The sequence below is a fragment of the Flavobacterium sp. KBS0721 genome (genome assembly GCF_002007065.3).
GTDB lineage: Bacteria > Bacteroidota > Bacteroidia > Flavobacteriales > Flavobacteriaceae > Flavobacterium > Flavobacterium piscis.
In genome coordinates this window covers 431658-456173 of the sequence record NZ_CP042170.1, presented here as the reverse complement: position 1 = coordinate 456173, position 24516 = coordinate 431658, and the positions used below count along the sequence as shown (strand labels likewise).

17 protein-coding genes are annotated in these 24516 nt (G+C 33.5%); 10 read left to right on the top strand and 7 right to left on the bottom strand.

From position 1 onward, the window contains the following. Nucleotides 1-40: 40 nt before the first annotated feature. The 5 genes from purE to B0M43_RS02175 all read right to left on the bottom strand — a co-directional run bounded on the left by purE (nt 41) and on the right by B0M43_RS02175 (nt 6645). The gene (gene purE / locus B0M43_RS02195) at nt 41-526 is read right to left on the bottom strand and encodes a 5-(carboxyamino)imidazole ribonucleotide mutase (RefSeq protein WP_078006016.1); all 486 of its coding nucleotides are present in this window, start codon (nt 524-526) and stop codon (nt 41-43) included. Between the two features lie 117 nt (nt 527-643). Continuing rightward, a complete protein-coding gene (locus B0M43_RS02190; RefSeq protein ID WP_078006181.1) occupies nt 644-1798 on the bottom strand; it encodes a 5-(carboxyamino)imidazole ribonucleotide synthase in 1155 nt (384 codons plus the stop codon). A gap of 682 nt (nt 1799-2480) precedes the next feature. After that, complete coding sequence (locus tag B0M43_RS02185; protein ID WP_078006180.1) at nt 2481-3035, bottom strand: hypothetical protein; 555 nt, start codon at nt 3033-3035, stop codon at nt 2481-2483. Between the two features lie 21 nt (nt 3036-3056). Next, nucleotides 3057-5153 carry a TonB-dependent receptor gene (locus B0M43_RS02180; RefSeq protein ID WP_078006179.1) on the bottom strand — a complete coding sequence of 699 codons (2097 nt, stop codon included), beginning with the start codon at nt 5151-5153 and terminating at the stop codon, nt 3057-3059. A 217-nt stretch (nt 5154-5370) separates the two neighbouring features. After that, nucleotides 5371-6645: a sorbosone dehydrogenase family protein gene (locus B0M43_RS02175; protein WP_078006015.1), complete on the bottom strand. Its 1275-nt coding sequence runs from the start codon at nt 6643-6645 to the stop codon at nt 5371-5373. A 184-nt stretch (nt 6646-6829) separates the two neighbouring features. On the opposite strand from B0M43_RS02175, the gene hpt reads away from it, so the two are divergent. From hpt to B0M43_RS02150, 5 genes are all read left to right on the top strand, one after another. Then, nucleotides 6830-7360 carry a hypoxanthine phosphoribosyltransferase gene (gene hpt, locus B0M43_RS02170; protein WP_065450831.1) on the top strand — a complete coding sequence of 177 codons (531 nt, stop codon included), beginning with the start codon at nt 6830-6832 and terminating at the stop codon, nt 7358-7360. A 74-nt stretch (nt 7361-7434) separates the two neighbouring features. Beyond that, nucleotides 7435-8007, top strand: coding sequence for an adenylate kinase (locus B0M43_RS02165; RefSeq protein WP_065450832.1), 573 nt, complete (start codon nt 7435-7437; stop codon nt 8005-8007). Nucleotides 8008-8100: 93 nt separating this feature from the next. Then, the gene (locus B0M43_RS02160; RefSeq protein ID WP_078006014.1) at nt 8101-9375 is read left to right on the top strand and encodes a hemolysin family protein; all 1275 of its coding nucleotides are present in this window, start codon (nt 8101-8103) and stop codon (nt 9373-9375) included. A 78-nt stretch (nt 9376-9453) separates the two neighbouring features. Further along, complete coding sequence (gene obgE / locus B0M43_RS02155; protein WP_055093408.1) at nt 9454-10455, top strand: GTPase ObgE; 1002 nt, start codon at nt 9454-9456, stop codon at nt 10453-10455. Between the two features lie 177 nt (nt 10456-10632). Continuing rightward, nucleotides 10633-12777 carry a S46 family peptidase gene (locus B0M43_RS02150; RefSeq protein ID WP_078006013.1) on the top strand — a complete coding sequence of 715 codons (2145 nt, stop codon included), beginning with the start codon at nt 10633-10635 and terminating at the stop codon, nt 12775-12777. A 132-nt stretch (nt 12778-12909) separates the two neighbouring features. Here the strand turns inward: B0M43_RS02150 and B0M43_RS02145 are convergent, their stop codons facing one another. Beyond that, the gene (locus B0M43_RS02145; protein WP_078006012.1) at nt 12910-19314 is read right to left on the bottom strand and encodes an alpha-2-macroglobulin; all 6405 of its coding nucleotides are present in this window, start codon (nt 19312-19314) and stop codon (nt 12910-12912) included. Nucleotides 19315-19447: 133 nt separating this feature from the next. On the opposite strand from B0M43_RS02145, the gene B0M43_RS02140 reads away from it, so the two are divergent. The 3 genes from B0M43_RS02140 to B0M43_RS02130 are packed head-to-tail and all read left to right on the top strand — an operon-like array spanning nt 19448 to nt 22216. Beyond that, a complete protein-coding gene (locus B0M43_RS02140) occupies nt 19448-20134 on the top strand; it encodes a lipopolysaccharide assembly protein LapB (protein WP_078006011.1) in 687 nt (228 codons plus the stop codon). 58 nt (nt 20135-20192) lie between these two features. Then, nucleotides 20193-21548: a UDP-N-acetylmuramate--L-alanine ligase gene (murC, locus tag B0M43_RS02135; protein ID WP_078006010.1), complete on the top strand. Its 1356-nt coding sequence runs from the start codon at nt 20193-20195 to the stop codon at nt 21546-21548. A gap of 11 nt (nt 21549-21559) precedes the next feature. Continuing rightward, nucleotides 21560-22216, top strand: coding sequence for a hypothetical protein (locus B0M43_RS02130; RefSeq protein ID WP_078006009.1), 657 nt, complete (start codon nt 21560-21562; stop codon nt 22214-22216). 87 nt (nt 22217-22303) lie between these two features. On the opposite strand, the gene B0M43_RS02125 is transcribed toward B0M43_RS02130, so the two are convergent. Next, a complete protein-coding gene (locus B0M43_RS02125) occupies nt 22304-22930 on the bottom strand; it encodes a DUF1287 domain-containing protein (RefSeq protein WP_078006008.1) in 627 nt (208 codons plus the stop codon). Nucleotides 22931-23136: 206 nt separating this feature from the next. On the opposite strand from B0M43_RS02125, the gene radC reads away from it, so the two are divergent. Both radC and B0M43_RS02115 read left to right on the top strand, forming a co-directional pair. Next, on the top strand, nt 23137-23826 hold the full coding sequence (gene radC, locus B0M43_RS02120) for a DNA repair protein RadC (RefSeq protein ID WP_078006007.1): 690 nt from the start codon (nt 23137-23139) through the stop codon (nt 23824-23826). A gap of 3 nt (nt 23827-23829) precedes the next feature. Further along, entirely contained in the window at nt 23830-24516 is a 687-nt protein-coding gene (locus tag B0M43_RS02115; RefSeq protein ID WP_078006006.1) for a YjjG family noncanonical pyrimidine nucleotidase, read from the top strand.

The window sequence follows — 24516 nt, the reverse complement described above, 5'->3', positions numbered from 1 at the left end:
GAATCTCTGCGTCTTTTTGTATATCTCTGCGGAAGAAATCTTATTTTTTCAATCCTTCAGCAGCTTTATTAACCGCAGCTTTCAATTCTTCTTTGTAAGCAATAATCGTATCAAGTACTTTTTTATCGTGACTTCCGATGATTTGTGCTGCCAGAATTCCGGCATTTTTTGCTCCGTTTAAAGCGACAGTTGCCACAGGAACTCCGCCCGGCATTTGCAGAATTGATAAAACCGAATCCCAGCCATCAATAGAATTACTTGATTTTACAGGAACTCCAATTACAGGAAGCGGCGACATTGAAGCTACCATTCCTGGTAAATGTGCTGCACCGCCCGCACCAGCAATAATTACAGAAATTCCGCGAGTATGTGCGTTTTTACTAAAATCGAATAATTTTTCCGGCGTTCTGTGTGCCGAAACGATATCTACTTCGGTTTCAATATTAAATTGTTTTAGTATTTCGATGGCATCTTGCATGACTGGCATGTCTGAGATGCTTCCCATTATAATGGCTACTTTGCTCATAGGTTTTGTTTATTTTGTTTCAGGTTTCAAGTTTCAGGTTGTTGTTGAGACTAAAAACTAAGAATGTTTATTTTGTTTGTTAAGGTTTAAACGGTAGACTGCGACCGGGACTGAAAACTATAGACTAATCACTTTAATCGTATTCTTAACATCCTCTGCAATTCTTCTTGCTTCGCCCATGTTTTCATTTACAATAGTAACATGGCCCATTTTTCTAAAAGGTCTTGTTTGTTTTTTACCGTAAATATGTGGTGTAACTCCATCCCATCCTAAAATGGTTTCTATGTTTTCATAAACGACATCTCCTGAGAAACCTTCGGCACCTACTAAATTTACTATAACTCCCGCAACTTTACTGTCTGTATTTCCTAACGGAAGATCTAGAATAGCGCGTAAATGATTTTCGAATTGTGACGTATAACTTGCTTCGATAGAATAATGACCTGAATTGTGTGGACGCGGAGCTACTTCATTTACCAGAATTTCATCTTCGTGAGTTTGGAACATTTCAACTGCTAAAAGACCAACGTGATTGAATTTTTCCGAAACATTCAAAGCAATTGCTCTGGCTTTTTCGGCCACTTTTTCGTCGATTCTGGCTGGACAAATTACATATTCGACTTGGTTGGCTTCCGGGTGAAATTCCATTTCGACAACCGGATAGGTTTTAATTTCTCCAGAAGGGTTTCTTACTACGATCACAGCCAATTCATTTTTGAACGGAACCATAGTTTCTGCAATGCATTCTACATTGGGTAAATCATCCATATCAGAAATCTGGCGGATTACTTTTACGCCATTTCCGTCATAACCAAATTCAGTACATTTCCATACAAACGGAATTGTGATTTCATTATCTCCAACTGATTTTTGCAAATGCAACGGACTATCAAATCGTAAATATGAAGCTGTAGGAATATTACTTTTAGTATAAAAATCTTTTTGGACGCCCTTATTCTGAATTCCTTTTAAAGTTTTTGGAGATGGATATACTTTTACGCCTTCGTTCTCTAATTGCGTTAAAGCTTCAAGATTAACCAATTCGATTTCGAAAGTCAAAACATCGACTTGTTTTCCAAAATTGTAAACCGTTTCATAATCCATCAAATCGCCCTGAAAGAATTTATTGCAGGCAATTTTACTCGGAGCTTCGTCGCTCGGATCTAAAACATAAGTTTGTATGTCAAATTTTCGAGTGTCAAACAATAGCATTTTACCCAATTGTCCGCCACCTAATATTCCTAATTTAAAATCAGAAGAAAAATAGTTCATTGTAGTTGTGTTTTTGCAAAGATACTTTTTAATCTTTTTTTTGCCACGAATTTCATGAATTTCATGATTTTTTTCCAATTCTAATTTCAACCAGAATACAATTTGTGGATTTGTGGTGAAAAATTTAACCGCAAAGTCCGCAAAGATTTACGCAAAGTTCACAAAGTTTAATTGTTAGAAGGGGGCAAAGAACACAAAGCTATGTGTTAGATTTTGAAGATAAAAATTTGTGCTAATTTGTGAAATTTGCGGTTTACTAAAAAATCATTTTTAATCGTCTCATCTGTGGCTAAAAAGATTAACCGCAAAGTCCGCAAAGATTTACGCAAAATTCGCAAAGTTTAATTGTTAAAAGGATGCAAAGGGCACAAAGCTATGTGTTAGATTTTGCAGATAAAAATTTGCGCTAATTTGTGAAATTTGCGGCTAACTAAAAAATCCTTTTAATCTTTTAATCTGTGGCTAAAATTTAACCGCAAAGTACACAAAGGGTTCGCAAAGTTCGCAAAGTTTAATTGTTAGAAGGAGGCAAAGAACACAAAGCTTTATGTTAAGATTTGCAGATAAAAATTTGTGCTAATTTGTGAAATTTGCGGTTAACTAAAAAAAACATTTTAATCTTTTAATCTGTGGCAAAAATATAACCGTAAAGCTATATGTTAAGATTTGTGGCAAACTAAAATTACTTTTCGATTTTCTTCAAAACTTCTTTGGCAACAGCTTTATAAGCGGCAGAATGATCTCCATAATCTTTGTTTAAGATAATTTGCAGTTCCGGATGAATCCAGTCGTAATGATTTCCCAAAACATATAAAGTTCTTATGGAATAGGCTTTCGTTGCCACTTTTACATCATTTATCAGCCAGTCAAAAGAAGCTTCGATACAATCCTGAAGGTTTTCTTCGGAAAGTAAAATACTGTCATCATTTTTTTTATAATGTGATTTTACCAAAAGCTGAATCACTTTTGCGATTGGCCTTATAGCACTTTCATCCTTTAGCACTTTCAAATTAGAACATAAAAAATCAAGATGAGGTTGCAGCCAGATTAATTCTTCGTAGGATACAAATTCTAAAATCCAACAGGCTTTATGATTGTTTTTGTTTTCGGGCGAAAAACAAATTGAAACCAGCTCTTCAAATAAATGATGATTTTCTAAAACATACTGAGCCGCCATGAGTCGGTTTTCTCTGTAAGCATTTACATAGTCTAGTTTTGCTTGTAATTCAGATGACATTTTTTTCGATTTAGGACACATCTAAAATAGGTAATTTAGTGAAATGGTTCCGTAATAATTTACAGGAAGTCCCGGATAATAATATCTTGGACTTGCGTTCCCGACGGCAACGGCATTGGGTAAAATCATTGACGCATATTTTTCATCAGTTACATTATTAATACCAAAAGCTAAATTGGTATTTAAATTAGGAAGAATTTCAAAACCATAACCAGTTTTTAAGTTGACGATATGATAAGAATCTGAATAAGCAGAATTAGCATCATTCAACGGAATTTTATCTGTAAACTGAAAATCAGCAGAAAAATAAATTCCTAAAGAAGTATTTAAAATTATTCCGGCATTTACTTTATTTGCTGCAACTCCGGTTAATTTATTTCCGGAATAATCATTTCCGTCATCAACAAAATCTTTAAACTCATACTTTCCTAACGAAACTGCGATAAAAGAATTCAAAGTAAAAAAACGATTAATGGTCCAGTTGTGTTTTGCTAAAACTTCGATTCCTTCATGAAACGTTTTTCCGGCATTTACACCTTCATATTGATCATCGCCAATGCGTTTTGCTACCAATAAATCTTTTATTTCCATTCGGTAAACCGCAAATTCGGTATAAAGATTTTTATTGGAGAAATAGAATTTTCCGCCAGCTTCGAAATTGTAACCGCTTTCAGGTTTTATATCAGGATTGATGTTGCCGGAACTTGTAAGTGTTTCTTCGGTCGCCGGCAATGAAAATCCGCGACTTGCCGAAAAGTATAAAGTTCTTTCGGAATTGGGTTTGTATAAAAAAGACAATTGAGGAGAAAAGATCCCGTCATAACTGTATTTTTCAGTTGAGGTTTTAGTCGGCAGAAAATTCGTTAGCTCAAAATGGGTTTCATTATAATTAAGTCCTGCCTGAATTTCGAATTGATCTGAAAGTAGCGTTCTGATTTGTGAAAAGATATTATAAAAATGCCTTTTCTGATCGGTCTCAGTAAGTTGTTTTCCTTGTAAACTTCCCTGGCCATTGTTGTTTTTGTAGAGATTCTCAAAAGTATTTCCGTTATAATTATCTGTGAAATATTCGATTCCGGCAATAAATTGATTTTCTGTTTTTCCTATTTTAAAATCTCCCGAAAACTGCGTTCTTCCGCCGGTTCCAAAAGTATATTGACGTAAAATATCAAAAGGACGAGGTTCGCTACTGTCTTTATAATTCACAAATATCGAAGTAGCATTACTCAGATGATCACTAATTTTGAAATCATAAGCCAATCCCGCCAAAGTCGATTTATATTCCTTAAATCCTTTTGCAGCTACCCAGGTTGAAGCGCCCAGTTTCGGATTAGAATCAAAAACCTCCTTACTAATCGAACTTGGAATGTAAGCTTTTAAATAGGTGTAATTCGTAAAATAAGTCAGTTTGTTGTTTTTCTTTTTGAATAATTCTCCGGCAACTGTGATTCCTTCTCGCTTGTACGAACTGTTTTCTCTCCATCCATCGGTTTTAAGATTATGGTAACTGATATTCAGACTGGAACTTTTTTCATTCACACTATAATTCAAACTGTTTTTAAGTAATCCAAACGAACCAAAAACGCTGCTTACGCTGGCATTTTCGCCATTGGTTTTAGAAAGTTGAGGCGAAATTAAAATAGCACCACCCAATCCTGCACCGTAAATACTTGAAAGCGGACCTTTGATTACCTCAAGCTGACCAATATTTTCAAGATCGATATCATCAATAACTGTTTCGCTGTTTCCGGAAGTCAGCGGAATACTGCCGTAAAAAGCCCTGATTTTATTCGTTCCGTAAGGAGATCTTGCGCCAATACCACGAATCGAAATTCTGCTTGTGGTAAAATTAGAGGATTGCATGAAAACTCCCGGAATCGTATTGATTACGGTAGTAATATCTGTTGTGTTATTTTGCAGAAGATCTTTTTTAGATAAAATACCAATTGCTGCGGGTGTATTCTGTAATCTATTATTAACATGAAGTGAACTAATAACAACTTCGTCGAGTTTTTGAGTTTTGACAGAATCAATAGTTCTGCTTTCTTTTTCTTGTGCTTTACTATTATGAAAAATGCAAAACACAAAAAGTAGAAAACAATATTTTTTTAAAATCATAAAAGAGTTTTGATCAGTTTTTGCGCATAATTTTAAACACATAGAAACATAGCTTTTGATGACGTAAAAAGGCATTTCACTTAGCATTAATTCACATAGCTATGTGAAAGAAATGTGTTTCTTTTCAATGACCTTTTCGCAAAATAAAACCTATGTTTCTATGTGTTTAAAATTATTCGCGTAAAGTTTGGGATTTGGAATTTAAAAAATTTGGGATTTATTTATTCACCGTAACCTTCCAAATCGTATTTCCACTATCATCATTAACCAAAAGCGATCCGTCTGGTGTAACCGTTACCGCAACAGGTCGGCCAAAAACTTCTGCTTTTTCAGCATTAGAAATAAAACCAGTCAAAAAGTCCTCAGGTTTTCCAGAAGGTTTTCCGTTGGCAAAAGGAACAAAAACTACTTTGTAGCCTGATATTTTGGCGCGATTCCATGAACCATGCTGCCCAACGAAAATTCCGTTTTTGTATTTTGCAGGAAAAGCATCTTTAGTATAAAAGGCCAATCCTAACGAAGCCGTATGAGCACCAACCGGAACATCCGGAACAATAGCTTTTTCTACTAAATCTTTGCGTTCACCTTTCATTCTTGGATCAGGAATATTTCCGTAATAAGAATAAGGCCAGCCGTAGAATCCGTCTCTTTTTACACTCGTTACATAATCAGGAACAAGATCGTCGCCCAATTCGTCACGTTCGTTTACAGCAGTCCAAAGTTCCTTGTTTGCCGGATTCCAATCCATTCCAACAGGATTTCTAAGTCCGGCAGCATAAATTTTTTCACCGGTTCCGTCAGGATTAATTTCCAAAATATCAGCACGACGTACTTCTTTGTCCATTCCGTTTTCACCTACATTACTTCCCGAACCTACAGAAACGTAGATTTTTGTTCCTTCAGGATTTGCAATTATATTTCTTGTCCAGTGATTGTTGTAACCTCCGGCAGGAAGTTCAAGAATTTTAGTTCCCTGAGTTTCTAATTTTAGCGGATTGTTTTTGTAAGGATATCGATATAATCCATCCGTATTAGCGATATAGAAAAAGTCTTTTAGAACCAACATTCCAAAAGGTTTGTTTAGGTCTTTTATAAAAACTTCACGCGTTTCAAATTTACCATCTTTATCTTTATCACGTAAAACCGTAATTTGATTTTTGCTGCCGCGGGTTCCGCTTTCTACCACAAAAATATCATTATTGGGAGCGATATAGGTCCAACGCGGATTTTCGAAACCATCTGCAAATTTGGTAACCGTAAAACCTGCAGGTGCTGTTGGTGTTTTTCCTTCGGGCCAGCCAATCACTTTGCTATTGTTTGTTTTTGATTCTGTTGCGTAGGGTGGAGGTAAAGTCAGGTCGCCAACAGCTGTTTTTACAATCGTATTGGGTTGCTTGCTCAGGGCATCTTTTTCTTCTTTTTTAACCTGTCCGTTGCAGGCCGTTAGTATAGTGAGTAGGGATATTGAAAATAGTTGCGCGGTATTTTTCATTATGATTCAGGGTTAAATATTTATAGAACAACAATTTACTAAAATTAAAAATATTTTTAAGAAAAGATTTGTAAATATTATGTGATATTTAACATTCTTAAAAAAATATGTGTCCAGCCTATTTTGATACTTACAGTTTGGTTGTAATTCTGTATCTTTGCCCATTATTTTAAACATAAAAATAATGATACAACTTCACGATAAACAATTTGTTCCGTTTATTTCTGCCAAGGAAATTGATTTTGCTTTGACCAAATTAGTAGCTCAGGTAGAAGATGATTTTGGAGATGATACTCCAATTTTTATAGGGGTTTTGAATGGTGCATTTATGGTTGTTGCAGATTTTTTAAAAAAATATAAAAGTCCTTGCGAGGTTTCATTCATCAAAATGGCATCTTATGAAGGAACCGAATCTACTAATACCGTAAAGGAATTAATTGGTATTAATCAGGATTTATCAGGCAGAACCGTAATTATCATCGAAGATATTATCGATACCGGAAACACAATCGAAGAATTAAAAAAGATTTTTAAAGAGCAAAATGTCAAACATTTTAAAATTGCGACTTTGTTTTTTAAACCGGATGCGTATAAAAAAGACATTAAAATAGATTACATAGGAATCAGGATTCCAAATAAATTCATCGTTGGTTACGGATTAGACTACGATGGCCTGGGCAGAAATTTAGCCGAAGTATATAAATTAGCCGAATAATTAAAAACACACACAACTATATATTCATTTAAAACTTCTTATAAAAAACAGAAGTAACAACACTCACTCATATTATGATTAATATTGTTTTATTTGGAAAGCCAGGAGCAGGAAAAGGAACTCAGGCAGAATTTTTAAAAGAAAAATACAAACTAACTCATCTGTCAACAGGAGATATTTTTCGTTTTAATTTAAAAAATGATACAGATTTAGGTAAAAAAGCAAGAGTTTTTATGGACAATGGAGAATTGGTTCCTTGCGAAGTTACCACTGCAATGTTAATAGACGAAGTAAATAAGCATCCAGATACAGCAGGTTTCTTGTTCGATGGTTATCCAAGAACATTAGATCAGGCTCAGGCTTTAGATAAATTTTTACCAACAATTGGGTCAAGTGTTACTGCTACAATCGCATTAGAAGCTGATGATGAAATTCTTGTGGCACGTTTATTAGAAAGAGGAAAAACAAGCGGAAGAGTTGATGATCAGGACGAAGAAAAAATTCGTGTAAGATATCAGGAATACAACGAAAAAACAGCTCCATTAATTGGATATTATAAAGAACAAAATAAGTTTTATGCCGTAAACGGTATCGGAACTATCGAAGAAATTACAGAGCGCTTAACATCAGTTATAGATAATTTGTAATACAACTTGTTGGAAGTTAAAAGTTAAATGTTTGGAAAGAACTTTAAGTTCTGAAAAGCATTTAACTTTTGGTTTTTAACTTTAAACTTAAAAATGGAAATACTAATAATATTTTTTCTAATACTATTAAACGGAGTTTTCTCTATGTCTGAAATTGCACTTATTTCAGCAAGAAAAAACAGACTCGAAACTGCCGCAAAAAAAGGAAATAAAAGTGCCAGAATTGCGCTCGATTTGGCCAATTCGCCAAACAAGTTTTTGTCTACAGTACAAATCGGAATTACTTTAATCGGGATTTTGACGGGTATTTACAGTGGTGATAAAATCACAGTAGATGTGGAAACTTTTGTTAGCGGATTCGCAGTTTTAAAACCCTATGCACATTCTGTTGCAGTAGGGATTGTAGTTGTAGTACTAACATTTTTCTCCTTAGTTTTAGGAGAATTGCTGCCAAAACGAATTGGGTTAAATTATCCTGAATCTATTGCAAAAATGGTGGCAATGCCAATGAAGATCATTTCGATTATTACAGCGCCGTTTATTTGGCTGCTTACTACTTCGACTGATTTTTTACTGAATGTTTTACAAATTAAACCTTCAGCCGACGGAAAAGTTACCGAAGAAGAAATAAAAGCCATTATAAAAGAAGGAACGGAAGGCGGAGAAGTTCAGGAAATTGAACAAGATATCGTAGAACGTGTTTTTCATATTGGTGACAGAAAAGTAAATTCGTTAATGACGCACCGTAAATCGGTTGATATGTTGCCGTTTAATGCAGACAAAGCCAAAATAAAGGAACTTGTTCTTATGGATTTGCATACAGTTTATCCGGTTTACAGAGATAATTACGATGATATTGTGGGTATCGTAACCTTAAAAAATATATTTGCCAATATCGAAAGCGATCATTTTGATTTGGGTGCAATAATGACAGATCCTCCTTATTTAATGGAGCAGACAACAGCTTATAAGGCGTTGGAAAATTTTAAGAAAACAGGAGTTCATTATGCTTTAGTTTCTGATGAATATGGTGTTTTTCAGGGGATCATTACTTTAAATGATATTCTTGAAGCCTTAGTTGGTGATGCATCTGATTTTTATAAAGATGAATTTCAATTGGTCGAAAGAGAAGATGGTTCATGGTTGGTAGACGGACATTATTCCTTACACGATTTTCTGACTTATTTTGAGTTGGATGAACTAACAAATGATTACGAAGTAAATACCGTAAGTGGAATGATTATGACCGAGCTTTCTCATATTCCAAAAGAAGGCGAAAAATTAATCTGGCAAAAATTTGTGCTTGAAGTCATTGATATGGATGGCGTAAAGATTGATAAAGTGTTGGTGAAAGCACTTAAAGAGTAAAAATAAAATAGTTTTCAGTCTCAGTTTTTAGTCGCAGTTTGCACTGAAAACTGAGACTGCGACTGAATACTAAAAAAAATGACAGAAGGAAATTTTGTAGATTACGTTAAGATATATGTTTCATCCGGAAAGGGAGGAAAAGGATCTACACATTTACATAGAGAGAAATTTATTGAAAAAGGAGGCCCGGACGGAGGTGATGGTGGTCGAGGTGGACACGTGTATTTAGTAGGGAATAAAGGTTTGTGGACATTATTTCACTTAAAATTTGCCCGTCATATCAAAGCTGGTCACGGTGGAGATGGAGGTGGAGATCGTAGTACAGGTGCTGATGGAGAAGATAAATTTATAGAAGTACCTTTAGGAACTGTCGTAAAAGATAAAGAAACCGGAGAAACCTTGTTCGAAATTACCGAAGATGGTGAAAAAAGAATCCTTTCAAAAGGAGGAAAAGGCGGTTTAGGTAACTGGCATTTTAGAAGTTCAACAAATCAAACACCACGTTACGCACAACCAGGTTTACCGGGTGTAGAAATGGATGTGATTCTGGAACTTAAAGTTTTAGCCGATGTAGGTTTAGTAGGTTTTCCTAATGCAGGAAAATCAACTTTATTATCTGTATTGACTTCTGCAAAACCAAAAATTGCGGACTATCCTTTTACTACCTTAAAACCAAACTTAGGAATTGTAGCTTACAGAGATTTTCAGTCTTTTGTAATTGCAGATATTCCGGGAATTATTGAAGGTGCTGCTGAAGGAAAAGGTTTAGGACATTACTTTCTGCGTCATATCGAGCGTAACTCGACATTGTTGTTTTTAGTTCCTGTTGATACGCCGGACATTAAAGGGGAATATGATATTTTGGTAAATGAATTAACGAAATACAATCCTGAAATGTTAGATAAGGAACGTCTTTTAGTAATCTCAAAATGTGATATGCTGGATGACGAACTTAAAGCAGAATTGAAAGTTGAACTTGATGTTGCTTTCAAAGACATTCCTTATATGTTTATTTCATCAGTTGCCCAACAAGGTTTAACAGATTTGAAAGATAAACTTTGGAAGATGTTAAACGAATAGTAAAAATAATAATTTTATACAAAAAAGGTGTTCTGTAATAGGACACCTTTTTTATTGTGCAAAATGTTAATTTCGTAATAAAATCTTAAAAAGAGGTGAGCATATTTATTTTTGATCCTACTTCGGATGATATAATTATGAAAATGACTTATATTCGCATCACTTAAACAAAATAATATGAAAAAAATAATTTTATTCTTAACCATGTGCTTAATGGCTTTTCCTGTAAAAGCTGATGAAGGAATGTGGTTTTTGATGTTTATCGAAAGATTGAACCATAGAGATATGGAAAAAATGGGCTTGCAGCTTACAGCCGAAGAAATTTATAGCATTAATCATCATAGTTTGAAAGATGCAATTGTACAGTTTAACGGAGGTTGTACTGCTGAGATTGTTTCTAAAAACGGATTGGTTTTAACAAATCACCACTGTGGATATGATGCAATTGCAGAACTTTCTACAGCCGAACAAAATTATCTGAAAGATGGTTTCTGGGCAAAAACAAAAAGTGAGGAAATGAAGCCAAAATCGTTATACGTTCGTTTCTTTGTTCGTATGGATGACGTTTCTAAAAGAATTTTGTCTAAAGTAAATGATAAAATGACAGAGACTGAAAGAAATAAAATCATTCAGCAGGAAATCAATTTGATTGAAAAAGAAAATAACGAGGGTGGAAAATATACTGTTTCTGTTCGTCCTTTCTTTCAGGGAAATGAATATTACTATTTCGTATATCAGGATTATACCGATGTTCGCTTAGTAGGAACACCTCCGGAAAGTGTTGGTAAATTTGGTGGAGATACTGATAACTGGGAATGGCCACGTCAAACAGGAGATTTCTCTATGTTTAGAGTATACGCTGATAAAGACGGAAATCCTGCGACTTACTCAAAAGACAATGTGCCTTTACAGCCTAAACATTACTTACCTGTAAGTATAAAAGGAGTTAAGGAAAATGATTTTGCTATGATTTTAGGATATCCGGGAAGAACAAACCGTTGGATGCCAGCCGGAGGAATCGAGCAAAACATAAAATATGCATATCCTGCATGGGTTGAAGGTGCTAAAACCGGAATGGATGTAATGAAAAAATATATGGACAAAGATGCAACAGTTCGTTTGCAATATGCGTCTAAATATGCTTCGACTGCCAACTACTGGAAAAACCGTCAGGGAATGATTGATGCCTTAACAAAAGCCGGAACGGTAGATGTTAAAGCCGCACAGGAAGATAAATTCTACGAATGGGCAACTAAACCGGCTAATAAAGAAAAGTACGAAAATGTAATTCCTACTATTAATGAGTATTACAGATCTACAAATTTAAAAGCAACTCATGATAATTATTTAATGCAGCTTTTGCGTACGTCAAGTTATGCTGCAGGACCAGCAAACTTAGGAAATGCATTGATTGCTTATTATAATGAAAATGATGCTAAAAAAGCAGAGATGTTACCTAAGATCAATGCTATGATCGATAACATTTATGGTGAGTTTTATGCGCCCCTTGAAAAAGATATATTTGCTGCACAATTGAACTTGTACACCTCTAAAGGTGCTGAATATGGTTTAGGTACACAAGTAGCTAAAATGAAATCAGAAAATAAGGGTGATTTTACTGCAGATGTTGCAAAAGCAACTGAGGTTAGTTACTTTACAACTAAAGAAAAAGTGTTGGCATTTATGGCGAATCCAAAACCATTAGCAATTGTACATGATCCTTTGTACATTATTTCTAATGATTTGATGACAAAATACCGTGCTAAAACAGATGATCAGGCTAAAGCTGATGATGGTTTCGCAACTGCTTTCCGCGAATTGGTTGAAGGGTTAAGAGAGTCAAAATTAAACACGATTCAATATCCTGATGCAAACTCTACTTTGAGACTGACTTACGGAAAAGTTCGTGCATTACCTGCAGATCCTAGAAACGATGCTACAATTAACAACTATACTACTATGGAAAGTATGGTAAAAAAATACAAAGCAGGAGATCAGGAATTTGATTTACCAAAACGTTTGTTAGAATTGAACAAGAAAAAAGATTACGGACAATATGCTGACAAAGCTGGATATATGCCTGTAAACTTCCTGACAGATAATGATATTACAGGAGGAAACTCTGGTTCACCGGTTCTTAACGGAAAAGGAGAATTAATTGGTATTGCTTTTGACGGAAACATTGAAGCAATGGCAGGAGATGTTATTTTTGACCCTAAATTGCAAAGAACAATCAACGTAGATATTCGTTATGTACTTTGGATTATAGACAAATACGCTGGAGCTAAAAATATTATTGATGAATTGACTATTGCAAAATAGTTTGTTTTATTTCTAAAATTAAAGCCGACAGATTTTAAATCTGTCGGCTTTTTTTGTGGTAATTTTTTCCGCCACGAATTCACGAATTTTTATTTTAATTAATTCGTGAATTCGTGGCTATTTTTTGAAATTTTATTGAACCTTAACCCGAATTCCTTTTGTATGACTGGCAAATTCCGGAGCATACATACTTTCAATTGTGGTAATTCCGTTTGAGAATTCTCCGCTGTTGTTTACTCTTATATCATATTCTATTACATAAGTTCCTTTGTTGATCTGGTCAAAAAAGAAATGCGTTGCAGAATCTTTTGTGCTCATATAATATCCTAAACCATTTTTGTATTGATATTCAGAAAGTACATTTACAGGTTCAAAGCAAGAAGCGCGCATATCTTTTAAATGCACAAATTCCATGTCTTCTTTAGATTTTATAATTAGTCTTACCGTAACTAAATCTCCTGTTTGTAAAGGGTTTTTGCTTGTAATTCGTTCTAATTGGTTGCCTTTTATTGAAGTCTTCTTTAAATATAATTCTTTCGAAACTGATAAAACTGCGCCCGAATTGGTTTTGATTTTATCCAATTCTTCAAAATATTGCCAATAAACGCCGCCAAATCCGGGAACTTTAGATTTGTTTTGAATACTTATTGAAGCCATTTCTCTTTTGACTTCATCAGCTTTCCAATTGAGTTTGATATAGCCGGTTTCAGCTTCTTTTTCGTTTTCGGCTAATTTTTTGGTTAGGATTTTTTCGTTTCCAATTTTGATGATAGTATTGTCTTTCACGCTTAACCAGTCATTACCTTGCATCAATAAAGCATAAACAGCTTCTGTTGTAGATTTTGTTGTTGGCCAGTTTTTGGTCTGTTTATTTTTTAACAACCAAACTTTCATGGCATCCACAGATTTGATATCGTGAGTCACTTCGGCGAAAGCCTCAATCAATAAAGCCTGAGTTTCTATGGGTGCCTGATACCAATACCAACCTGCTTTATTTGCGATCCAGTACATTCCCCAATCTACATTATTTGATGACGTTTCTTTTAGGCTTTCGATAATTTTTTTAGCCGACTCGCTTTCTCCAAAACGATTTAGAGTTAAAGCAGCCAGTCCTTTTTCGTAAAGCGAATAATTGAGCCAATCTTTTTTAGTTGTTTCTAAATATAATTTGGTTGCTTTTTTCAAAGTATCGGAAAGCGGATAATTGTCTAAATAAAAACTTCTGGTATATAAATAATGCAGATCTGAATAGGGATTGATCCAAATTAGCTTCTCTGTCTTTTTTAAGTTTTTAGTCTTGTTTTTATAATACTCTAAGAATTTATTGTCCAGAAACGGAACTCCGGTTTTGGCAATGGCATCAATTTTTGCAATATTATCTTCTGTTTTGTTTAATTTGGATAAATGACCTAAACCTGCCAGAATATGACGGGTGATGTATTCATTTTCAGAACTTCCTTCAAACCAAGAAAATCCTCCCGATGGGTTTTGTTTTTGTTTTAATTTATCGAAAGCAGCTTCTTGCGATGTCTTCATTTTTTCCAAATCAAACAAAAGAGCCAGATTCTTTTTCTTTTCTTCTTCGCTTTCCGCATCTTTTAGCCACGGAGTTTCTGCCAGAATAATTGATTTTAGTTCTTCGTTTTCTTCTAATTTAGAATTCAGTTTTCCGTTTTTTCTCCAGTTTTCAAATACAGTTGCAATTTTCGGATTACTCGAAATGATTTCTGAGGCCAAAGCATTGGCATAAAAGCGGGCGAAAGTTTGTTCGGCACATTCATGTTCGTATTCCATCAAAAACGGCAAAGACTGAATTGCCATCCACGATGGATTTGAGGTATATTCTAACGTAAGCTGATGACTTTTTAAAGTCGCTGAATTGTTGTTTTTTAAATTCTCAAACGTATATTCTTTAGTAGAATTTTCACGAACCCAAATGGGGATACTTTCTGTAACCAACATATTATTGGTCAAAACGGGAAGTATGTTTTCTTCTCCATCCGAAAAATTACCGGATTTGGCCAGGATTTTATATTGCACACCTTGCAAACCTTCTGGAATTGAAATTGTCCAGGTTGCTGTTGTATTCCCAAAAGCACTAACCGTAAAGTTTCTCACGTTTTTTGCATTCAGCATTTTGGCATCTATGGGCTGCATTGTTGTTGCATCGAAAAACTGTAAAATAGCGATTCCTGTTTTTACCTGATCTGTTACATTCGAAATCTTAGCTGAGATTACAATCGTATCTTTTTCCCTAAAGAAACGAGGGAAATTAGGTAGAAGCATTAATTCTTTTTGCGTCACCACACTTTTTTCTAAATAACCGGAAACAGCATCTTTATTATGTGCCAATAAACGAAGTTTCCAAGCCGTTAGAGCTTCTGGAGAGGTAAAATTGAAGCTTACTTTTCCGTTGGCATCGGTTTTTAAATTCGGTAAAAAGAATGCGGTTTCAGAAAGATTTTTTCTGGCTTTTACTTGGGTTAATGCTTCTAATGCTTTTTTGGTTGTAATGATTATTACGCCGTTTGCAGCTTTGCTTCCATAAAGTGCTGTGGCTTTTTCAGACTCTAAAAATTCTATATCAAGAAGATCGTCAGAATTTATTTTTTTGAAATTGTTTTCGGAAGAAATTTCGCCATCAATTATATATAACGTTGATGAATTTATTATCATTGATGTTAGGCCGCTTATGATTTTTTTTCCAGGTATAAATTTTACTTTGCTGGTCTGGTAATAATATTCGGGATCCTCAGTAGATTCTTGAGCTTTAGCAACAACTGGTTTTACAAATCTTACCTGATCTACTTTTGGAGCTGGTGCTGAAGCAGATTCTGAAATAGTAATTGCTGCTGCTGCACCAACTGGTTCATCAACAGTTAAAACAGCATCAGGATCTCCTTTTATAGTTTCGCTGCCTACTTTTTTATCTTTAAGTTCGGTTATCGTGATGCCAAGTGAATCACCGTATCTGCTATTATTGAAGTCAAAACCAAACCAGTTTAATCGCGTTTCATCATTTTTTAGCGCAGTTAGAGGAAGAAATTCATTTAGATTTTCCAGAGATGAAGATGTTCGTTCAAAACCTAAACCAGATTTAAAAATAGGAGAATTGTAATGGTAATTGTTTATACTTAAGCTATTATTCCAGTCCTTTTTTGTAAACTGGTCTAAAGAGCTGTCGTACATAGAGGCTAATACTTCTGCTTCGGTTTTTGCATGGATTGATTTTAGTTTAAACGACCAGGTTTCCTTACTTCCGGGTTCGATTTTATTTCTAAAACTTTCTACAAGTAATTCAAGTTTAGATTCCGGTGTTTTTAGTGCAACGTCTATTTGGTTATTAAAAATTTCGTTGTCCAAAATGCTTTGAAAACTTATGCCAACTGATTTTTCGAATTCTTTTTTTAACGGAACTTTGATAGTTACTTCATGGTTTTGCAAATGATACGTATTTTCAAAATAGGTTTGATTACCATAATTTCCGTTTGTAGTGATATAAAGATCCGGAATGACAGAAGAAAGTTTAATTGCTACAAAACCATCTTTTTTTGGATCCGTATTAATTTGCTCTGCTGTAAATAATTTACTTGGATTAAATTTATCCTTGCTTTGTTTGATTTCGAAAGTCGATACAGATTCTATAGGATTATTGAAGGTGTCTTTTGCAGAAAACACAATTTTATAAATTCCGGATTTATAATCTGAAATAAAATCCAAGACTATTTTTTTGTCTTTTTCGGTGTCCACTTTTTTCGAAAACAATAAAACTTCGTTTGCTTTATCTGTTTTAATTTCTACCATTTCATAAGGAAACAATCTTTCAAAATCTGACGGTGAAATGTTCTCGATTTCTGGTTTTTGCCACAAGTTTTCTTTAAATTTATAAGAAAACGGACTAACAAAATACAATTTAATTTCGCCTTTGGCTGCTAAAAATTCTCCGTTTAAATTGGTACTTATAAGCGTGATTTCGTTTTTGTTTTTAGTTTCAATACTACCCGGAATACTGGCATTGATGACCAAATCATGATAACCCACTTTTACAGTGGTTTCAGAGGTATGTGTTTCGCCATTAATATCAGTGACATTGGCAATTACACTGTAGCTAAAAACAGGCAATTGTTCTTTGATTGCATTTTTTGAAGGTTCGGCAATAAATTCAATTACAAATTTACCAGAAGCATCTGTTTTGGTTTCGCCCGTTGCTATAATTTCGTTTTGTTCGTTCCCCCAATAATCACTATAATTCCTCACGTAACGTGTAAATCGAGTTACTTTGTAAGTTACTTTTGCATCAGAAATGTTGCTTCCGGCAAATGCTTTTGCAGTTCCGTTTACTTTAATCGATTGATTGACCTGAAAACTTTCTTTTTTAGGATCAAAATCTACTTTAAATTTTGGACGTTTGTATTCTTCGACCCTAAAATAAATTTGAGAGTTTTCAAGTCTTACGGTTTTCCAAAATGATGCATTTGGTTTGTTTTTAAACGAAATATCTCCTTTTTCATAATTATCAGGTTGCGTTGCATAAATATTAAAATTACCTGTAAGTCCGCTTTTAGGCAAAGTGAATTCTCCTGAAAAAGAACCAAATTCATTGGTAATAACTTCAAATTCTTTAAACGTTTGATAATTAGTGTCTCTTACGAAAATTTTAAAAGTGGTATTGGCAACAATACTGGTTTTGTTTTTTTGTTTTTTAATGGCAATTCCTTTATAGTAAACCGTTTGTCCCGGACGATAAATTGCCCTGTCCAGATAAAACTCAACTTTTCCTGTTAAAGAATTGTTTTCTGTTTGATTGTATTGCTGCGTATATCTAAGATAATTTTTCTCGGGTAAAATAGTGTCGTTTGCCAATGAAAATTCTATATGCTCATTGTAATCGTAGTTATTTGCTCCAATATAAGAAGCTAGTCCGTTTGAATCTGTTTTAAGAGTATAACGCTTAGATTTTATGGTTACATTTTCAAGAGGTTTTCCTGTTTTTCTGTCCAGCACCTGAAAATTTTCTTTGTTGATTTCCTGCGAGGCCAGAATACTTAAATTTGAGACGGTAATGGTTTGATAAGAAAATGGTTTCTCTTTTTTTGCATCAGAATCACTTTCAAAATAAACTAAATACGTTCCTGTTTCCAGTTGTGGTAAAACAACTTCTGTAGTATATTCAAAATAATCCTTTTTATTTTGAAGCTGATAGTCTTTAGAAGCTATTTTAATTTGATTTTTTGTAATGGCTGCAGCTAAACTATCTTCTTCAGAATATGAATCTAAAAATTTCCTGAGTTTTTTTTGATCAATTTTGTAGAATGATATTCTTAAATGGTCAAGATTTTTATAAGTGATAAAAGCTCTGGTATTCTCCTTATTATAAATGAACTTTTGAAGCCTTGCAGTTAATGATTTAGAAATAACATATTGTTTTTGCCCCAAAGCAGTCTGAGCTGCATTGGTTTCATTATTCATTTTTATTATCTCGTCGTATATTTTGACCGCTTCGATATTATAATCAGGATGTAATTCTTTCGATGCCTGACTAAGCAGAATTTCTGCTTTTTTTAATAGAATTTTTTGAATAAGAATGGGATCATTCGAACGTTGTTGAAATTCATTTAAAAATGTTTTCAAATCTTCATTGGGCTGTGGCATAAATTCACTGCAAAAAATGATGCGGTCAAATTGGTTTTCTAATGATGGATTGCCAGATTCGAGCTTTTGATATAGAGAAAGTACTTTTTTGAAATTTTCTTCTTTTATAAAATTGAGATCAAGCGCTAAAAAGGCTTCTGAATTTCCTAAAAGTTCGTTTTTATAAGCTGGAATTTGGCTGTTATCAATTTTCCATCGCTCAATTTTTTCAGTGAAAAACGCGATATTTTCTTTTAGTAAATAATCATATAAGTTTTCATTCTTTAGCTTTTCTAAAGTCAAAAAACTAAAAATAGCCTGATACTTTTTTAAAGATGTTTTTTTAAGGATTGATTCATTTTCCAGTGTTTTTTCATAAAGTGCTATTACTTCTTTTTCAGATGTAAAATCAATGCTTGCTTTATCATCTTCCGGCATATCAACAACTGCTGTGGTGTCTATGGCTACAGCAATAGTATCTACCGTAAAAATAGCAGAATCTATCATTGCAGCAGCTTCATCTACTACCGCCGCAGCACTGTCTACAACTGCATAAGCTTCGTCATAATTAGAGTACCTATTTAAACATTTTGCATAAATTAAATTCAAAATTGCTTTTGATGGTATCGAAACCCGGTTGATATCTGTTTTAAGATGATCTAAGATTTTAGTTTTTGCGTTTTCGTCAACTACCTGCAAATATTTCGATTGATAAAAAAAACATTTTATCATTTGTACTTCGTCTTTTGCTGAAACTGCTTTTTTGTAAATTTTGTCAACGATTTCATTTGCTGATTTTATTTTACCTTCATTTTCATAAGCGGCAACTTTAGCCCAGTTTTTGTCGTTTTTTTGAGCAAATAAAGCAGTAGTAAACAATAAGAAAACAAATAATATATTTTTCATAAGTCGGTTTTTAGTATATAGAGCGCGGTTTTGTCTAAAAGGTTGGGAAAACTATTAAAAATAAATTTCGTACAAATTACTAATTTATCTTCAAAACCAAATGTTGCGTTTTATATTTCCCTATTTTTGAAAGATGAAAAAGCTAATCCTCTTTTTTTTATTTGTGCCAATATGTATTTGGTCGCAATCTAATTTTGAAAAAGCAGAAAAGCTATATCATGCCAAAAAGTATGATGAAGCCCGGGTTGTTTTTGAAGAGGTTTTAAAAAGCAAACCTTCGGATATAAAAACAATCGAGTATTTGGGAGAAATTACAGCGCATCAAAAAGCATGGTTAAAAGGAGCTGAATATTTCAAAAAACTGAAAGAATTAAAACCTACAGAAGCAGATTATTTCTATAAATACGGAGGCTGTCTGGCAATGCGGGCTATGGAAGTCAACAGATTGAAAGCTTTGGGAATGGTGAGTGAAATGAAAGAATCATTTGAAAAAGCTATTGTTTTAGATCCTAAACACCTTCCGGCCAGATGGGCATTAATCGAAATATATTTGCAATTGCCGGGCATTTTTGGAGGAAGCGAATCTAAGGCAATTTTATATTCCAATCAGCTGGCGCAATTATCGCCCGTTGATGGTTATTTATCAAAAGGAAGAATAGATGTGTATTTTAAGAGATATACAGCAGCCGAAAAAAACTTTATAAAGGCTCATGAAATTGGCAAATCAAAAACTACGTTTCAAAAATTATATAATTTATATTTGAATAATCTAAAAGACACTAAAAAAGCAAAGGAATTAAAACAGAAATTTGAAGCTTAATGTCAAAATTAAATTCCATTTAATTGGAATTTGGAATTTTAAAAAAATTGGAATTTAAATGAGAACACATTTCATCGCAATAGGCGGGAGCGCTATGCACAACTTAGCATTAGCATTACATAACAAAGGATATAAAGTTACGGGTAGCGACGACGCTATTTTTGAACCATCAAAATCAAGATTAGAGAAAAAAGGAATTCTGCCGGTTGAGTTGGGTTGGTTTCCTGAAAAAATTACTGCTGATATTGATGCTATAATTTTAGGAATGCATGCGAAAGCCAATAATCCTGAACTGCTAAAAGCGCAGGAATTAGGTTTGAAAATATATTCGTATCCTGAATTTTTGTACGAACAGTCTAAAAATAAAACACGTGTTGTAATTGGAGGTTCTCACGGAAAAACAACCATTACTTCGATGATTTTGCACGTAATGCATTATCATAATATCGAAGTTGATTATATGGTAGGGGCACAGCTTGAAGGTTTTGATACCATGGTGCATCTTACAAAAGAAAATGATTTTATGGTTCTGGAAGGTGATGAATACTTATCGTCGCCTATAGACAGACGCCCGAAATTTCACTTGTATCAACCAAATATTGCTTTGATTTCAGGAATTGCCTGGGATCATATCAATGTTTTTCCAACGTATGAAAATTATGTTGAGCAATTTGAAATTTTTATTGCTAAGATTACCAATGGTGGAATTCTGGTTTATAATGAAGATGATGCTGAAGTAAAAAGAGTAGCAGAGGCGGCTACAAACCCAATTCGTAAACTGGCTTATTCTACTCCAAAATATAGCGTAAATGATGGTGTAACTTTATTAGAAACTCCTGAAGGCGATATGCCAATTGAAGTTTTTGGAGCACACAATCTAAATAACCTGGCTGGTGCCAAATGGATCTGCCAAAACATGGGCGTAGACGAAGCTGATTTTTACGAAGCAATTGCAAGTTTTAAAGGTGCATCAAAACGTTTAGAAAAAATTGCCGAAGGAAAAGGGAAAGTGGCCTATAAAGATTTTGCTCATTCTCCAAGTAAAGTGGCTGCAACTACAAAAGCAGTAAAAGAACAATACCCAAACAGAACTTTAGTAGCTTGTCTGGAATTGCATACCTACAGTAGTTTAAATGCTGAATTTTTGAAAGAATATGAAGGAGCTTTAGAATATGCAGATGTTGCTGTAGTTTTCTATTCTCCGGATGCTGTAAAAATTAAACAGCTTGAAGAAGTAACTTATGAGCAAATTGCGACTGCTTTTAATCGTAAAGATTTAATAATTTACACTAATCCAATTGAGTTCAAAGAATATTTGTTTCATTTAAATCTTGATAATTCGGCTTTGTTATTGATGAGTTCAGGAAATTACGGAGGATTAAACTTTGATGAAGTAAAAGGTTTAATTGAGTAGTTTTATTTGAAATGGACAGAAGAGTTGCTAAGTTAAAAGAAAATAAACGACAGCTAAAAAATGAAATAAAACGCAATGATAAAAAACTGTATAAGTTATTTGTTGGTTTTTTAATTTTTGGAATTTTAAACTGGCTTTTCTGGTATAACCAATATTTGAATAAGGGAATTCTTTGTGATGCAATATTTGTTTATCTGCCCATTTTATTGGGAATGATTTTCTTTTATTTTAAGTTCAATTCTTTTGTTAAATATTATTCAGATACAACTTCAGTCCTTGATAAAATTGGCTGTTTTTTACTTTTGTCTTTGATGGGAGTAATGATTTCTTTTCTTAGTTTTGGAACTGTGTCTGATATTATTTTTAAGTCTTTAATGGATTATTCTATAAAGGATAAGCCAACAGAAATGCAATCTTATACGATCAAAAGATTCATTTACGGTTCGGGAGGAAGAAATAGTATCAATAGGTTTTCAAGGATTGAGTATTACGATTCAGGAGAGCATGAAGGAAATTTTAGCCTTAGTAAATTTGATGGCGATGATTCAGATGTTATTAGAGAATTAAGAAATCTGGACAACCACCAAATCAAAAAGAAGAAATTAGTCTTGTACACCAAAGAAGGTTTTTGGGGTATAAAAAAGATTATAAATTATAAGATTAATTAATAGGTTTAAAATGCCAATTACAAATAGTAGTTGGCATTTTTTTCTTAATTTAATTTGGAATTTTTCTATTACCATTTTATTTAATCTTTATTCCCAATACCTATAATGTCCTACAATTTTATATTCAAATAAACAATCCTGCAGTACTTGTCCGTTACCAACATTGTGTACAATCAGGTTTCTTTTTCCGTCACTAGATTTTTTGCTGGTCACGATTCCAATATGTGGCAATTTGTTATTAATAAGCCAGGTTACAATTTCTCCGGTTTTATAATCTTTTGGATCTTGTGTTATGGAAAGCTTTTGTCCGTTTCTTTCAAAAAAAATTTCCAGATTAGGAACTCTTCTATGATCAATATTAGTATCTGTTTTAGTCATTCCCCATTTTTCTAGATTAGGATATTTAGAAAAATTTTCGATCATATCTTCATGAACTTCTTTTTGCAAATCGATGCCTAATTTTCGATAGGAACGAATAATAACATCTGTACAAACGCCCTTATTTTTAGGAACATCTCCGTTAGGATATTCGATAGAGAAATAAGCAGGATCATAATCTATTGATGGGTCAATTATAGAGATCGCTGCATTAGATAATTTCTCAGCGAAGTTTTTTGCTGCTGTTGGTGTAGTTTGAGAGAAAGTATTGCTTTTTTCTTTTTGATTACATGAAATGAATAAAAAGATGATGAGTAAGGTATATGGAAATTTCATTGCGAATTTGGCAGAAGTTTGGTTAAGAGTCTTTTGGCATTTAAAGTTAATTAATTTGAAAATAGTAATCACTTTTTATGACTGATTTTTCTTATTTTTAAATATATTCGCTTTTTGGATTAAAAGTAAAATGAATTCAAAAATAAAGATTGTCAGCAGAAAAAGAGTGCAAACTCTAATTTATATATGATTAATAATATACAATAATGGAAACAACTCATTTTCCTATAAACAATTGGTCTGAAGATGACCGACCTCGTGAAAAATTAATGCTGAAAGGTAAAATAGCGCTAAGTGATGCTGAACTTATTGCAATTTTGATTGGTTCAGGAAGTCGAAACGAGTCGGCTGTAGCTTTAAGCAAACGAATTTTATCAAGTGTTGATAGTTTAAATGGTTTAGGCAAAATGTCAGTTTCTCAATTAATTAATTTTAAAGGAATAGGAGAGGCTAAAGCAATAACAATTATTGCTGCATTAGAGCTTGGTCGCCGCCGAAGAGCCGAAGATGCGGTAGATTTGGTAAAAGTTACCTCTAGTAAAAAGGTATTCGAAATGATGCAGCCTATTATTGGTGAATTAACACATGAGGAATTTTGGGTCCTTTTTCTGAATAATTCTAATAAGATAATTTCTAAATCGCAGCTTAGTAAAGGCGGAATAACAGGTACAATTGTAGATGCGCGTCTTGTGTTTAAATTAGCACTTGAAAATGGTGCTACAGGCCTGATTTTGTGTCATAATCATCCGTCAGGTAATTTACAGCCCAGTGACGCGGACAAAGAAATTACAAAAAAACTAAAATTGGCCGGTGAAAGTTTAGATGTTAAAGTTTTAGATCATTTGATTATTACTGAATCAAAATATTATAGTTTTGTAGATGAAGGAATTTTTTAACAGATGAAAACAAATATTACCGATGTTTTTTTTGATTTAGATCATACACTTTGGGATTTTGATAAGAACTCAGAGATGGCTTTTGATCGAATTTTTAAAAACAGATTTCCTGAAATTAAAATACAGGATTTTATAGCAAAATACGCTCCTATAAATCAGGAGTGCTGGAAGCTTTATCAAAACGATAAAATTACTCACTTAGAATTGCGTTACAATAGATTGAAGTTTTCTTTTGATGCTTTAAACATTGATATCTCTGATGAAAATATTAATCAAATTGCAAATGATTATATAGAGTTTTTAACTGATAATAACCATCTTTTTGATGGTGCAATCGAAGTCTTAGACTATTTAAGACCAAAATACAGATTGCATATCATTACAAATGGTTTTGCAAATGTTCAGGACAAGAAAATTAATAATGCTCTTCTTTCAGGATATTTCCAGACTATAACAAATTCTGAATTGGCAGGCGTAAAAAAGCCAAATAGTATTATCTTTGATTATGCTGTAAATGTTGCCAAAGCTTCTAAACAAAATAGTGTCATGATTGGCGATTGCCTTGATGCCGATGTCAATGGAGCTTTAAACGCTGGACTGGATGCTATTTTTTTTAATGATAAAAAAGTTACGGTCCCGGATAATATTAAACAAATAAACCATTTATTAGAACTTAAAAAATATTTATAA

Coding starts and splice junctions, on each gene's coding strand:
- B0M43_RS02190 (WP_078006181.1), bottom strand. CDS start 1,798: ATGAACTATTTTTCTTCTGATTTTAAATTAGGAATATTAGGTGGCGGA.
- hpt (WP_065450831.1), top strand. CDS start 6,830: ATGATACAACTTCACGATAAACAATTTGTTCCGTTTATTTCTGCCAAG.
- B0M43_RS02125 (WP_078006008.1), bottom strand. CDS start 22,930: ATGAAATTTCCATATACCTTACTCATCATCTTTTTATTCATTTCATGT.
- B0M43_RS02150 (WP_078006013.1), top strand. CDS start 10,633: ATGAAAAAAATAATTTTATTCTTAACCATGTGCTTAATGGCTTTTCCT.
- radC (WP_078006007.1), top strand. CDS start 23,137: ATGGAAACAACTCATTTTCCTATAAACAATTGGTCTGAAGATGACCGA.
- B0M43_RS02165 (WP_065450832.1), top strand. CDS start 7,435: ATGATTAATATTGTTTTATTTGGAAAGCCAGGAGCAGGAAAAGGAACT.
- B0M43_RS02145 (WP_078006012.1), bottom strand. CDS start 19,314: ATGAAAAATATATTATTTGTTTTCTTATTGTTTACTACTGCTTTATTT.
- B0M43_RS02180 (WP_078006179.1), bottom strand. CDS start 5,153: ATGATTTTAAAAAAATATTGTTTTCTACTTTTTGTGTTTTGCATTTTT.
- B0M43_RS02160 (WP_078006014.1), top strand. CDS start 8,101: ATGGAAATACTAATAATATTTTTTCTAATACTATTAAACGGAGTTTTC.
- murC (WP_078006010.1), top strand. CDS start 20,193: ATGAGAACACATTTCATCGCAATAGGCGGGAGCGCTATGCACAACTTA.
- B0M43_RS02185 (WP_078006180.1), bottom strand. CDS start 3,035: ATGTCATCTGAATTACAAGCAAAACTAGACTATGTAAATGCTTACAGA.
- purE (WP_078006016.1), bottom strand. CDS start 526: ATGAGCAAAGTAGCCATTATAATGGGAAGCATCTCAGACATGCCAGTC.
- B0M43_RS02175 (WP_078006015.1), bottom strand. CDS start 6,645: ATGAAAAATACCGCGCAACTATTTTCAATATCCCTACTCACTATACTA.
- B0M43_RS02140 (WP_078006011.1), top strand. CDS start 19,448: ATGAAAAAGCTAATCCTCTTTTTTTTATTTGTGCCAATATGTATTTGG.
- obgE (WP_055093408.1), top strand. CDS start 9,454: ATGACAGAAGGAAATTTTGTAGATTACGTTAAGATATATGTTTCATCC.
- B0M43_RS02115 (WP_078006006.1), top strand. CDS start 23,830: ATGAAAACAAATATTACCGATGTTTTTTTTGATTTAGATCATACACTT.
- B0M43_RS02130 (WP_078006009.1), top strand. CDS start 21,560: ATGGACAGAAGAGTTGCTAAGTTAAAAGAAAATAAACGACAGCTAAAA.